The following is a 12,322-nucleotide window of genomic DNA, read 5'->3' on the forward strand; positions in this document are numbered from 1 at the left end:
GCTGCGCGGACCGCACCGGGTGAAGTGGGGCCCGGCACGCCAGTACGCTGGGCGGATGAGCGACACCGCCCCTTCGCCGTGGAACATCGCGAACCTCGTGACCATGGTGCGTATCGCCCTCATCCCCGTGTTCGCGGTGGCGTTGCTCGTCGACGACGGCACGTCGTTCGTCTGGCGGCTCGTGGCGGCCGGGATCTTCATGCTCGCCGCCCTCAGCGACAAGGTCGACGGTCACCTCGCACGATCCCGGGGGCTGGTGACGGACCTCGGCAAGCTGTTGGACCCCATCGCCGACAAGGCCCTGACCGGCACCGCCCTGATCCTGCTGTGGTGGCCGCTGGGAGAGCTGCCCTGGTGGGTGCCCGCGGTGATCCTGGTGCGCGAGCTGGGGATCACGGCGATGCGCCTCGGGATGCTGCGGTACGCCGTGATGCCGGCGTCCCGGGGCGGCAAGATCAAGACGGTGCTCCAGGTGGCGGCCATCGGTCTGTTCCTCCTGCCGCACGACCAGCTGCCCGCGGCCTTCGGCGTCATCGCCTGGACGGTGATGGGGGCCGCGATCGTCGTCACCGTGGTCACCGGTGCGGACTACGTCGTGCAGGCGTTGCGGATCCGCCGCCAGGGCCGGACCGGGGGCGCCGGACCCACGGATCCCGGGTCCACGCGTCCGGGCCCATGAGCGCGGAGGTCGTGCTCGAGTCCGCGCGTCGGCGGGCGTGGACCCTCGGGGTCGCCGAGTCCCTGACCGGAGGCCTGGTGGCGGCCGCGCTCGTGGAGGTGCCCGGAGCCTCCCGGGTGCTGCGCGGTGCGGTGGTCGCCTATGCGACCGATCTCAAGGCCACCCTGCTCGGGGTGGACCAGGAGCTGCTCGCGGAGCGGGGCGCGGTGGACCCGGACGTGGCCCTGGCGATGGCCGACGGCGTCCGGCGTGCCACCGGCGCCCAGGTGGGGCTCGCGACGACGGGCGTGGCAGGCCCCGACCCGCAGGACGGCAAGGAGCCGGGACTCGCCTTCGTCGCGGTGGTGACGCCCCGGGGCGGACGCGTGCGGCGGTGCGAGCTGTCCGGGGACCGGGCGGCGGTGCGGGCCGGTGCGTGCGCGGCGGTGCTCGACCTCGCCGCCGAGATGTGCGGCGATCAGGACGCACGGTGAACGAACCGTGCGCCCGGTGCGGGGATCCGCCGGTGGTGCGGGCGCCGGGAACAGACCGGGTCGGTCGGGCGTTGGGCAGGTGTGATCGCAGACAGGCCACGAACTCGTATCGATGCGCGACCCACGGGGCGCGCCCACCGGTCGTCGCGGTACGGTAGTGCCACCCCAAGCCCTGGGGTACCGGAGGAGAGGGGGCGCGAGATGATCGTCCTACGACGGGAGATCGGCGACGTGCTGCGCGGTGCGCGGCAACGTCAGGGGCGCACCCTGCGTGAGGTGTCCTCGGCGGCACGGGTCTCGCTGGGCTACCTCAGCGAGGTGGAGCGGGGTCAGAAGGAGGCCTCCTCCGAGCTGCTCGCCTCCATCTGCGAGGCGCTCGACGTCCCGCTGTCACTGGTCCTGCGCGAGGTGAGCGACCGGATCGCGGTGGCCGAGGGGCTGCACATCCCGGACACCATCCCGGCCGACGTCTACGTCGGGCTGTACCGGGGGACCGCACCGAGCGAGGACCTCGCCCCCGTCGGCTGAGGTCACGCCGACCGGGTCGACGTCGCCTGGCAACCCGGGCACCAGAACACCGGTCGCTCGTACGGTGGCTCGTTGGCCGTGCCGACGGCGATCGGGGTGCCGCACCGTCGGCACGGCCTGCCGAGCCGGCCGTGCACGGCGACCGGAACCTCCCCCAGCCCGCGCAGGCGCCCGATCTCGACGCTGCGTGCGAGCAGCCTGCGGGCCGTCCTGAGCAGGACGACCCGGGCATCGTCGTCGAGGGTGTCCTGCGGCGTCCACGGATGGAGCTGCAGGGCGTGCAGGGTCTCCGCCATCCAGATGGTGCCGAGGCCGGCGACCACCCCCTGGTCGAGCAGCAGGTCGCACAGCGGCCGAGGTCCCTGGCGCGCGAGGTTGTCGACCCCCAGATCGATGCCGGCGTCGGGGAAGTCCGCGGCGAGCACGTCCGGCCCCAGGTGCCCGAGCAACCGCGGCTCGTCGTGGGTGCGCAGCAGGTCGAGCATCCCGAGCCGCCAGCCGACGCAGGTCCACCGGGCGGTGGCCAGCACCGCGCGCACCTGCGGGTGCCGCGCGGCGGCGGCCGGGCTGCCGGTGCGCTCGACCCGCCAGGCCCCCTCCATCCGCAGGTGCGTGTGCAGGGTGCGGCCGTCGTCGAACCTCGTCAGCAGGTGCTTGCCGTAGGAGACGCATCCGAGGGTCCGCCGTCCGGTGAGGTCGACTGCCGCCGCACCCGGCCACCGCAGGTCGGCCCGCACCAGGGTCTCCCCGCTCAGGGCCTGGTCCAGCCGTTCGGCGGTGAGCCGGAGCACGTCACCCTCGGGCACGTCGTTCCTCCTTCCCCCGGCCGCGGTGCGTTCGCGCACCGCGGCTCATCGCGGTGCCACCCGCAGGCCGTGCGGGGTGATCCCGAAGCCGGCGTCGAGCAGCGCTGCGGCGACCGGCCCGCGGTCCCGTGCCGCCGCCAGGGCGGCGACGCCGTCGACCCGTTGGACGGTGACCCGGCCGAGCCGGCCCGCCCTCGCCCGGTCGGCGAGCGCGCCGGCCGCGGGCGCGAGCTCGGCGGCGTCGTCCGTGAACGACAGCAGCGAGCGGCCGCCGCGCTCGACGAACAACGTCAGCGCACCGTCGACCAGCACGACGACGGCCCCGGCCTTGCGACCGGGACGGTGCGACGTCGTGGCGTCGCCCGGCTCCTCGAGGCGGCGGGGCCACGGCAGCGCCGCGCCGTACGGGTTGGCAGGATCGGTGGCCGCCAGCAGGACGGCGGTCCGGCGCGCGTCGGGGTCGGCGCGGACGCGGTCCCGCTCGCCGGCGTCGAGCCGGAGCTGGTCGACGGCGCCCGGCACCGCGAACTGCGAGCCCCCGAGCCGCTCGACGAAGTAGCCGCGCCGCACCGCTCCGCGCTCCTCCAGGCCGCCGAGCACCTTGTACACCTCCCGGAACCGGGCAGTGACACCCTCCGACGGCGCCACGGCGCGGGTCAGGACACCGTGCCGGTCCAGGAGCACCTGGGTCAGGGCGTGCGCCGCCAGGGTGGGGTCGTGCTCCCGCACCGGGAGCGCGGACCACCGCCCGCCGCCGCCGCGCGGGACGGCCGGACGTGCTGTCGCGAACCGGGACCGGCGCACGGGCCGGGCGCGCGCAGGGCTCCGCGGGGCGCGGTGCGCTCCGCCGCCGGTCCCCAGCCGCTCGCGCAGCACAGCGAGCCCGTCGTTGGTGACGTGGCCCGCCCACACCAGGTCCCACAGCGCCTCGAGGACGCGAGCCGGGTCGGTCGCGGTCTGCTCGGCCAGCCGCCCCAGGAAGTACCCGCCCGACCCGGTGAGCAGGTCGAGGACGGCGCGGTGCAGGTCGGAGTCGAGCGGTCCGTCAGGTTCCGCGTCCGACGGCGCGGCCAGCGTCAGCGGGGCGTCGTCGGCCAGGTGCAGACTGACCAGACCGTCCCCGCCGCCCGAACCGGGCAGCGGGCCGTGCCCGGCCCAGAGCACCTCGCCGGTGGTGGTGAGCTCGTCCAGCAGCGCGGGGGAGTAGTCGCGCACGCGGGCGGGCAGCACCAGCGTCTCCAGCGCCGAGGCCGGCACGGCCGCTCCGGCGAGCTGCTCGACCACGCGCAGGACCCCGTCGGTGCCGCGGTGCCCGGTCCCCGTCACGCCCTGCCAGCGTGGCAGGAAGACACCCAGGGTCTCGGGCTCGACCGGTTCGACCTCCGCGCGCAGGGCGGCCAGGGAGCGACGCCGCAGGGTGCGCAGCACCTGGGGGTCGCACACCTCGTCACCGGTCGCCCCGAGCTCGGCCGGCAGCAGGGCACCGCGCACGAGCAGCCCGCGGGACTCCAGCCGCTCGACGACGTCGGCCACCACCGCGCCGCCCAGCGCGAACCGGTGGGCGACGTCGCGGGGTGCGAACGGGCCGTGGGTGCGGGCGTGGCGCCGGACCAGGTCGCCCAACGGGTCGGGCACGGGCGCGGTGTCCGCCTCGGGCAGCCCGTCGGGCAGGGCGACCCCGAGCGCGTCGCGCAGCCGTCCGGCGTCGCCCGTCACCGCCCACTGCTCCACGCCCCCGAGACGGACGCGGATGACCCGTCGAGCGCGCTCCAGCTCGCTCAGCCAGGTCGCGACCTCTCCGCGTGCCGGTTCGCGGGTCCGCTCGCGCAGGGCCGGCACGGTGTGCGGTCCGGTGCGCCGCAGCACGTCCCAGAGTGCCTCGGCGTCCTTCGCGCGCCGATCGGTGGCGAGGCACTGCAGCTCGTCCTCCGTGCGCCGGACTGCGTCGGGGTCCAGGAGATCGGCCAGGTCCGTCGCCCCCTGCTCGCCCAGCAGCTCGGCCAGCAGGGCCGGGTCCAGGGACAGCGCGGCCGCCCGGCGTTCGGCGAGCGGGGCGTCGCCGTCGTACAGGAACTGGGCGGTGTAGCCGAACAGCAGCGAGCGGGCGAACGGCGAGGGTTGGGAGGTGCTGATCTCCACGAGCCGTACGCGACCTGCGGCGAGGTCGGCCATCAGGTCTCGCAGGGCCGAGACGTCGAAGTCGTCGGTCAGGCACTCGCGCGCGGCCTCGAGCATGATCGGGAACTCGGGATGCACCGAGGCGACCTGCAGCAGCTGGGCGGCGCGTTGCCGCTGCTGCCACAGGGGTGCCCGCCGGTCGGGACGACGGCGGGGGAGCAGCAGCGCGCGGGCGGCCGCCTCGCGGAACCGGGAGGCGAACAGCACCGAGGACCCGAGCTCTCCGCGGACGGTCGCGGCGACGTCGTCGGGATCGAGCAGGAGATCCTCGGCCGTGACCGACGGCGCCTCGCCCGTGCTCGCCTCGAGGTCCCACGGCGAGTCGCCGGGCAGTCGCAGGACGATGCCGTCGTCGGCGGGCATCACGGCGACGTCCGCGCCGAGCCGTTCGCGCAGCCGCGCCGCGACGGTCAGGGCCCACGGTGCGTGCACGCGGGCGCCCAGCGGGCTGTGGATCACCACCCGCCAGTCGCCGAGCTCGTCGCGGAACGTCTCCACCAGCACGGTCCGGTCGTCCGGCAGCCGGCCCGTGGCAGCGCGCTGCTCGGTGAGGTAGGCCGCCAGGTTGTCGGCCGCCCAGGCGTCCAGCCCCGCGTCGCGTAGGTGGGCGCGGCCCTGCTCGGCGCCGGTGGCCAGCGCCGCGTCGGCCTCCCGCACGAACGCCCCCACGGCGCGTCCCAGGGACGGCGGGCGTCCCGGGGCGTCGCCCTTCCAGAACGGGAGCCGCCCGGGCAGGCCGGGCGCGGGCGTCACCACGACGCGGTCCGGGGTGATGTCCTCGATGCGCCACGTCGAGGAGCCGAGGGTGAACGTGTCCCCGGCCCGGGACTCGTAGACCATCTCCTCGTCGAGCTCCCCGACACGCTTGCCGCCCCGGCCGCCGTCGTCGGAGGCGAGGAACACGCCGTACAGGCCGCGATCGGGGATGGTGCCCCCGCTGGTCACCGCCAGGCGCTGGGCGCCCGGCCGGCTCGAGAGCCGGCCGGTGGCGCGGTCCCAGACGATCCGGGCGCGCAGCTCGGCGAAGTCCTCGCTGGGGTAGCGCCCGGCGAGCATGTCGAGCACGGCGTGCCAGGTGGCGTCGCCGAGGGCGGTGTACGGCGCGGACCGTCGCACGAGGGCCAGCAGGTCGTCGGCCTGCCAGTCCTCCAGCGCCAGCGCCGCGACGACCTGCTGGGCGAGGACGTCGAGAGGGTTGCGCACCATCGCCAGCGGCTCGATCTCCCCGGCCTGCATGCGCTGGGTGACGACCGTCGCCGGGACCAGGTCGCCGCGGAACGTCGGCAGCACCACGCCTCGCGAGACCGCGCCGACCTGGTGGCCGGCCCGGCCGATGCGCTGCAGGCCGCTCGCCACCGACGGCGGCGCCCCCACCTGCACCACCAGGTCGACGGCTCCCATGTCGATGCCGAGCTCCAGCGACGACGTCGCCACCACCGCGGGCAGCACGCCGGCCTTGAGGTCCGACTCGGTGCGGGTGCGCTCCGCACGGCTCATCGAGCCGTGGTGGGCCCGGGCCAGCACGGGGGCATCGGACGGCAGGCTCGCCGCCGTCCCGGACTGGCCGGGAGCGTCGGCGGCCTGGGCGGCCCCGGGGTCGGGTGCGGCGAGCCCCTGACGCTGCGCCCAGACCTCGTTGATCCGCGCCGTGAGCCGTTCGGCACCGCGGCGGGAGTTGGTGAAGACCAGGGTCGAGCGATGGGCGGCCACCAGGTCGACGACGCGTTCGGTCACGTGCGGCCACACCGACGCCTGCCGCTGCGGCCCGGCGGCGGCGCCGCTCAGGTCGGGTTCGTCGTCGCCCCCCAGGTCGGTGAGGTCCGGCACGGGGACCGCGACGTCGAGGTCCCATCGTTTCGTGACCTCGGGCTGCACGACGGCGACCTCGCGCCCGCCGTCGTCCGCCGGCCGTCCGCCGGAGAGGAAGTCGGCGACCTCCTGCACCGGCCGGACCGTGGCCGACAGCCCGATCCGCTGCGCGGGTCGCGGCAGCATCGCGTCCAGCCGCTCCAGGGTGACGGCCAGGTGCGCGCCGCGCTTGGTGCCCGCGACCGCGTGGATCTCGTCGACGATGACGGTCTCCACACCCGTCAGTCCGGTCCGCGCGGCCGACGTCAGCACCAGGAACAGCGACTCGGGCGTCGTCACCAGCACGTCGGGCGGGCGGGTCGCGAACGAACGCCGCTCGGCCGCCGGGGTGTCGCCCGTGCGCATCGCGACCTCGACGTCGGACGTCGCCGTGCCCGCGCGGGCGGCGGCCTGCCGGATCCCGGTGAGCGGCGCACGCAGGTTGCGCTGGACGTCCGCGGCCAGCGCCTTGAGCGGCGAGACGTACAGCACCCGGCACCGTCGGACGGGATCCTGCGGCGGCGGGGTCGACATGAGGCGGTCGATCGCCCACAGGAACGCGGCCAGCGTCTTTCCGGAGCCCGTGGGGGCGACGACCAGCGCGTGCCGGTCGGCCCCGATCGCCTCCCAGGCCCCGGACTGCGCCGCCGTCGGCCCGGCGAACGCGTCGGCGAACCAGGTGCGCGTGGCGGGCGCGAACCGGTCGAGGACGTCGTCGGGCGCGGCGTGCTCGTCGACGTCCCGGGATGCGCTGGCCACCGCCCCATCGTGCACCAGGGCACCCACACCCGGCCGGTCGTGGCACGCTGGACGGGTGCGCTACTCCGACTTCTCCCTGCTCGTCGACGAGGTGTTCGGCTCCGCCTACGGGCGTGTGCTCGTGCGCGAGCAGGTGCTGCCCGCGCTCGGCGACCGCTCGCCCGAGGAGGCGCTCGCGGCCGGCGTCGAGCCGCGTGACGTCTGGCACGCGCTCTGCGACGCCCTCGACGTGCCGGAGGAACGACGCTGGGGGACGGACCGCCACCGCCAGGCGCCGCCGGCGCGGTAGCCGACGCACGGTCGCGGGCCCGCACCGACGGGGTGCGACACGCCCGACGGCGAGACTCCCGTCTCGAACAGATGTTCGGTTAGAGTGTGTCCACAGGAGGGCGCCGGTGGGCGGCCGTCCACCGCGGGGCCGGCACGGACCGGTCGTTGTCGGTGGTGGCACGTACGGTCGTCCACGACATGAGCAGCAGACCGAAGCGCGGCCGCGCGCAGAACACGAAGGTGACCGACATGCCTGCACCGGAAGACCGTGAGAAGGCCCTCGAGGCCGCGCTCGCCCAGATCGACCGCAACTTCGGCAAGGGCTCGGTCATGCGTCTCGGACAGGAGGGGCGCGCGCCGGTCGACGTGATCCCCACCGGTTCGATCGCGCTCGACGTCGCCCTCGGTATCGGTGGGCTGCCCCGCGGCCGCGTCATCGAGGTCTACGGCCCGGAGTCCTCCGGCAAGACGACGATCGCGCTGCACGCCGTGGCGAACGCCCAGAAGAACGGCGGGATCGCCGGCTTCATCGACGCCGAGCACGCCCTGGACCCCGAGTACGCCAAGAAGCTCGGCGTCGACACCGACGCGCTGCTCGTCTCCCAGCCGGACACGGGCGAGCAGGCGCTCGAGATCGCCGACATGCTCATCCGTTCGGGTGCCCTGGACGTCATCGTCATCGACTCCGTCGCGGCCCTGGTGCCCAAGGCGGAGATCGAGGGCGAGATGGGTGACAGCCACGTCGGCCTCCAGGCGCGCCTCATGTCGCAGGCGCTGCGCAAGATCGCCGGCGCCCTGAGCACCTCGGGCACCACGGCGATCTTCATCAACCAGCTCCGTGAGAAGATCGGCGTTTTTTTTGGCTCGCCCGAGACCACCACGGGTGGCAAGGCGCTGAAGTTCTACGCCTCGGTGCGCATGGACATCCGCCGGATCGAGACTCTCAAGGAGGGCACCGACTCGGTCGGCAACCGGACGCGGGTCAAGGTCGTCAAGAACAAGATGGCCCCGCCGTTCAAGCAGGCCGAGTTCGACATCCTCTACGGCGTGGGCATCTCCCGCGAGGGCGGCCTGATCGACATGGGCGTCGAGCACGGGTTCGTGCGCAAGTCCGGATCGTGGTTCACGTACGGCGGGGACCAGCTCGGCCAGGGCAAGGAGAACGCGCGAGCATTCCTGCGCGACAACCCCGACCTGGCGAACGAGCTGGAGAAGAAGATCAAGGAGAAGCTCGGCGTGGGTGCCAAGGTCGACACGCCCGCGGACGGCGCCGGCACCGAGCCCTCCGCTGCTCCGGCAGCGGAGGAGGAGGACCCGGCCGTGGCCAAGCCTCGTTCGGCCGCCAAGAGCGGGGGTCGGTCGGCCGCGGCGAAGAGCAAGAAGGAGCCCTTCTGAGCACGAAGGGTACGAGCAGGGCCGAGGCGGACGGTCGCGGCGTGGGGAAGCGTCGCGGCCGTCCGACCGTCGTGGAGCGCTGGGAAGCCGGTGAGATCTCCGAGGCCGAGGCGACCGAGCTCGCGCGGGAAGCGGTGCTGCGCACCCTCACCGCGGCACCCAAGAGCCGCGCGGAGCTGGCCCGTTCCCTGTCGCGCAAGGGCTACCCGGAACACGTGATCGGTGCCGTCCTCGACCGCCTCACGGAGGTCGGGCTGATCGACGACGCGTCCTATGCCGAGATGATCGTCCGGACCCGGCACACCGAGCGAGGGCAGGCCCGTCGCGCCATCTCGGCGGAGCTCCACCGGCGGGGTGTCGACGCCGAGACCGCTGCGGAGGCGCTGGAGCAGATCGACGGTGACGACGAGCGTCAGGCCGCGGACGAGCTGGCGCGCAAGCATGTCGCCCGCTCCCGGGGACTGGACCGCGACAAGCGGGTTCGCCGCGCCGTCGGAGCTCTGAGCCGCAAGGGACACCACCCGTCGGTCGCCTTCGCCGCCGTCAAGGACGCGCTGGCCGCCGAGGGTGACGACGGCGACGACGTGCCGTTCGCCGAGGACGAGCCGTGACCTGCCGCGCGCCGGACCGTCCGCGGGGCACGTCCTGCGCGCCGGCCGCTCGTCGCAGCCGTCTGCCACGATAGGTGCATCAACCTCCCGCGAGGAGACACCATGCGCGCAGCCGTGCACGATCGCTACGGACCGCCGGAGGTGGTGTCGGTGCGCGACGTGGCCGAGCCGGAACCTCGCGAGAGTGAGGTGCTCGTGCGCGTGGTGGCGAGCACCGTGAACCGCACCGACACCGCCTACCGGGCCGGGCGCCCGTGGTTCGCCCGGCCGCTGTACGGCGGGTGGCGCCGACCTCGGGCGACGGTGCTGGGCTGCGAGTTCGCCGGCGTCGTGGAGGCAGTCGGGGAGGCGGTAGGCGACCGTGCGCCCGGGGACCGGGTCTACGGCTACGTCGAGGGTCGGTTCGGTGCGCACGCCGAGCTCCTGGTCGTGCCGGCGGGCGGATGGATCGATCCGGTTCCCGACGGCCTGGACCTCACCGATGCCGCGGTGCTTACCGAGGGGCCCCACTACGCCTGGGCGTTCTGCGAACGACTCCACGTCGGCACCGGCCAGGCTGTGCTGGTCCACGGGGCGACCGGGGCGATCGGGAGCGCGGCGGTCCAGCTCGCCGCGGCGCGGGGCGCGGTCGTCACCGCGGTGTGCGATGCCGAGCATGCCGATCTGGTGCGACGGCTTGGCGCCCACCGCGTCATCGCCCGCGACAGGACCGACTTCACCCAGGACCCGGAGCGCTTCGACGTCGTCCTGGACGCGGTCGGCAAGAGCTCGTTCGCCGCCTGCCGCCGCCTCCTCAGGCCGGCCGGGGCGTACGCGTCGTCCGAGCTCGGTCGTGGCGGCGTCAACGTCCTGCTCGCGGCTGCGCCGGGCGTGCGGGTGCGGTTCCCGGCGCCGCTGCCCGAGGGGCCGACACGGCGGGGGATCCACGACCTGATCACGTCAGGGCGGCTCGTGCCGGTCGTGGACCGCCACTATCCGCTCGAGGAGATCGTCGCCGCCCACCACTACGTCGAGTCAGGCCGGAAGGTCGGCAGTGTCGTCGTCGACGTGGGATGACGCCGGGCCCACCGCAACGTTGGTGGTCAGGCCCAGCGTCCGGGCTGGTCCGGATCGCCCGGCCCCGCCCCCGGACCGTCGTCGACGCCGTGCGGGTGGTCAGCCGCCTGGGCGGTGGCCCCGACCCCGACGCCCGCGTCCAGGCCGGCCGCCATCGTGCCGGTGCGCCCGGACGTGCGGCGCACCGTCCGTCCTAGTCGTTGCGCCAGCCGCGACAGGCTCCAGTTGATGATGATGAACAGCACGGCCGCCACCGTCAGCGTCTGCAGGATGTTGCTCTCGCCCGAGCCGAGGCGACGGGCCTCCTGCAACAGTTCGCGATACGTGATGATCGCACCGAGTGCCGAGTCCTTGACGACCACGACGAGCTGGGAGACCAGGGCCGGCAGCATGGCGACCAGCGCCTGCGGGACCTCGACCGACCGCAACGACTGCCCGCGGGTCAGCCCCACGGAGAGGGCTGCCTCGCGCTGCCCGCCGGGGAGCCCGTGCACGCCGGAGCGGACGAGCTCGGCCACCACCGAGCCGTTGTAGAGGATCAGGGCGATGACGACGCCCCAGTACGAGGAGGAGTTCACGCCCGCGTTGGCGAGCAACAGCCAGAAGAACACCATCATCAGCAGCACGGGCACCGCGCGGAAGAACTCGACGACGGCGCCGCACACGATGCGGACCGGCAGGGACGACGCGAGGCGGCCGACGCCGAAGAGCAGGCCGAAGATCATGGCGCCCACGATGGCGACCGCCGCGGCCTGCAGAGTCTTCAGGAATCCCGGCCAGTAGTAGTAGGCCCAGGCGTCGGCGTCCACCGCGTGCAGCCACAGCGTCGGGTCGAGCTGGCCCTTGTCGGCGAGCCGCACCAGCACGATCGCGGCGACGCCGGCGACGACGACCGCGCCGACGACGTTGCCGAGCAGGATGCGTCGACGGGCCCGAGGACCCGGCGCGTCGAAGAGGACGGACTGTGCGCTCATCGGGCCACCGCCAGGCTTCGCGAGAGGGACGTGGTGAGCAGGCCGACCGGCGTGACGATGATGACGTAGCCGATCGCGAAGGTGAAGAAGATCGCGTAGATGTAGTCGGACCGGAACTCGATCATCGTCTTCATCACCGACGAGGTCTCGGTCGCGACCGACGCCGCGGCGGCGACGGTCGTGTTCTTGATCAGGGCGATGAGGACGTTGCCCAGCGGGGCGACCGCACCGCGGAACGCCTGGGGCAGGATGATCAGCCGCGCGGCGGGCAGGAACGACAACCCGATGGAGCGGGCCGCCTCGGCCTGGCCGACGGGAACGGTGTTCACGCCGGACCTGATCGCCTCGCAGACGAATGCTGCGTGATAGATCGACAGGCCGACCACGGCGAGCCAGAAGAAGTTCGTGTCGAAGTCCGTGGCGAGGGAGAACTCGAGCTGCCCCCAGGCGCCGAGCACCATGAACACCATGATGATCGTCAGCGGCATGTTCCGGAACACGGTCACGTAGGCGGAGCCGGCCCACTGCAGGCTGCTGATCGGCGAGATGCGGAACAGCGCCAGCACCGAGCCGAGCACCAGGGAGAGCAGGGCGGCCCAGAACGCGAGCTGGATGTTCACCCAGAAGGCGCCCAGCACGTCGTACTGGCGGACGATGTCGAGGTACTCCTGCACGCGGCAGACGCTCCTTCGGTCGTTCGGACGGGGGCGGGCGGTCGGAGGACCACCTGCCGGGCGGTACCGGG

At 74.0% G+C, this 12,322-nt stretch carries 11 protein-coding genes; 7 read left to right on the forward strand and 4 right to left on the reverse strand.

The annotated features are described in order from the left end of the window. The first annotated feature begins 55 nt into the window (after positions 1 to 55). The 3 genes from pgsA (at position 56) to ACIQLL_RS13225 (ending at position 1,680) form a co-directional block, all read left to right on the forward strand. Complete coding sequence (pgsA, locus tag ACIQLL_RS13215; protein WP_402467874.1) at positions 56 to 679, forward strand: CDP-diacylglycerol--glycerol-3-phosphate 3-phosphatidyltransferase; 624 nt, start codon at positions 56 to 58, stop codon at positions 677 to 679. Beyond that, a complete protein-coding gene (locus ACIQLL_RS13220) occupies positions 676 to 1,152 on the forward strand; it encodes a CinA family protein (protein WP_402467877.1) in 477 nt (158 codons plus the stop codon). Before pgsA ends, ACIQLL_RS13220 begins: the two co-directional genes overlap by 4 nt. A gap of 201 nt (positions 1,153 to 1,353) precedes the next feature. Further along, positions 1,354 to 1,680: a helix-turn-helix domain-containing protein gene (locus ACIQLL_RS13225; RefSeq protein ID WP_402467879.1), complete on the forward strand. Its 327-nt coding sequence runs from the start codon at positions 1,354 to 1,356 to the stop codon at positions 1,678 to 1,680. Positions 1,681 to 1,682: 2 nt separating this feature from the next. On the opposite strand, the gene ACIQLL_RS13230 is transcribed toward ACIQLL_RS13225, so the two are convergent. Together ACIQLL_RS13230 and ACIQLL_RS13235 are read right to left on the reverse strand one after the other, a co-directional pair. Continuing rightward, positions 1,683 to 2,486, reverse strand: coding sequence for a DNA-formamidopyrimidine glycosylase family protein (locus tag ACIQLL_RS13230; protein WP_402467882.1), 804 nt, complete (start codon positions 2,484 to 2,486; stop codon positions 1,683 to 1,685). Between the two features lie 45 nt (positions 2,487 to 2,531). Next, positions 2,532 to 7,271 carry an ATP-dependent helicase gene (locus tag ACIQLL_RS13235; RefSeq protein ID WP_402467885.1) on the reverse strand — a complete coding sequence of 1,580 codons (4,740 nt, stop codon included), beginning with the start codon at positions 7,269 to 7,271 and terminating at the stop codon, positions 2,532 to 2,534. Positions 7,272 to 7,326: 55 nt separating this feature from the next. On the opposite strand from ACIQLL_RS13235, the gene ACIQLL_RS13240 reads away from it, so the two are divergent. The 4 genes from ACIQLL_RS13240 (at position 7,327) to ACIQLL_RS13255 (ending at position 10,603) form a co-directional block, all read left to right on the forward strand. Then, positions 7,327 to 7,560, forward strand: a complete 234-nt coding sequence (locus tag ACIQLL_RS13240) for a DUF3046 domain-containing protein (RefSeq protein ID WP_402467887.1) — start codon at positions 7,327 to 7,329, stop codon at positions 7,558 to 7,560. 230 nt (positions 7,561 to 7,790) lie between these two features. Beyond that, positions 7,791 to 8,936 carry a recombinase RecA gene (gene recA / locus ACIQLL_RS13245; RefSeq protein WP_402467890.1) on the forward strand — a complete coding sequence of 382 codons (1,146 nt, stop codon included), beginning with the start codon at positions 7,791 to 7,793 and terminating at the stop codon, positions 8,934 to 8,936. 41 nt (positions 8,937 to 8,977) lie between these two features. Next, positions 8,978 to 9,547: a regulatory protein RecX gene (locus ACIQLL_RS13250; protein WP_402467892.1), complete on the forward strand. Its 570-nt coding sequence runs from the start codon at positions 8,978 to 8,980 to the stop codon at positions 9,545 to 9,547. Between the two features lie 102 nt (positions 9,548 to 9,649). Next, positions 9,650 to 10,603 carry a quinone oxidoreductase family protein gene (locus ACIQLL_RS13255; protein WP_402467894.1) on the forward strand — a complete coding sequence of 318 codons (954 nt, stop codon included), beginning with the start codon at positions 9,650 to 9,652 and terminating at the stop codon, positions 10,601 to 10,603. A gap of 26 nt (positions 10,604 to 10,629) precedes the next feature. Here the strand turns inward: ACIQLL_RS13255 and ACIQLL_RS13260 are convergent, their stop codons facing one another. Together ACIQLL_RS13260 and ACIQLL_RS13265 are read right to left on the reverse strand one after the other, a co-directional pair. Beyond that, positions 10,630 to 11,577 (reverse strand): amino acid ABC transporter permease, encoded by a 948-nt coding sequence (locus ACIQLL_RS13260; protein ID WP_402467897.1) that lies wholly within the window; start codon positions 11,575 to 11,577, stop codon positions 10,630 to 10,632. Continuing rightward, a complete protein-coding gene (locus ACIQLL_RS13265) occupies positions 11,574 to 12,251 on the reverse strand; it encodes an ABC transporter permease subunit (protein WP_402467899.1) in 678 nt (225 codons plus the stop codon). Before ACIQLL_RS13265 ends, ACIQLL_RS13260 begins: the two co-directional genes overlap by 4 nt. Positions 12,252 to 12,322: the final 71 nt, after the last annotated feature.

It is taken from the genome of Isoptericola aurantiacus (assembly GCF_044769875.1).
Taxonomy (GTDB): domain Bacteria; phylum Actinomycetota; class Actinomycetes; order Actinomycetales; family Cellulomonadaceae; genus Isoptericola; species Isoptericola aurantiacus.

Excerpts from the sequence above, each read along its gene's own strand:
- recA (WP_402467890.1), top strand. The coding sequence starts at position 7,791 with ATGCCTGCACCGGAAGACCGTGAGAAGGCCCTCGAGGCCGCGCTCGCC.
- ACIQLL_RS13260 (WP_402467897.1), bottom strand. The coding sequence starts at position 11,577 with ATGAGCGCACAGTCCGTCCTCTTCGACGCGCCGGGTCCTCGGGCCCGT.
- ACIQLL_RS13255 (WP_402467894.1), top strand. The coding sequence starts at position 9,650 with ATGCGCGCAGCCGTGCACGATCGCTACGGACCGCCGGAGGTGGTGTCG.
- ACIQLL_RS13220 (WP_402467877.1), top strand. The coding sequence starts at position 676 with ATGAGCGCGGAGGTCGTGCTCGAGTCCGCGCGTCGGCGGGCGTGGACC.
- ACIQLL_RS13225 (WP_402467879.1), top strand. The coding sequence starts at position 1,354 with ATGATCGTCCTACGACGGGAGATCGGCGACGTGCTGCGCGGTGCGCGG.
- pgsA (WP_402467874.1), top strand. The coding sequence starts at position 56 with ATGAGCGACACCGCCCCTTCGCCGTGGAACATCGCGAACCTCGTGACC.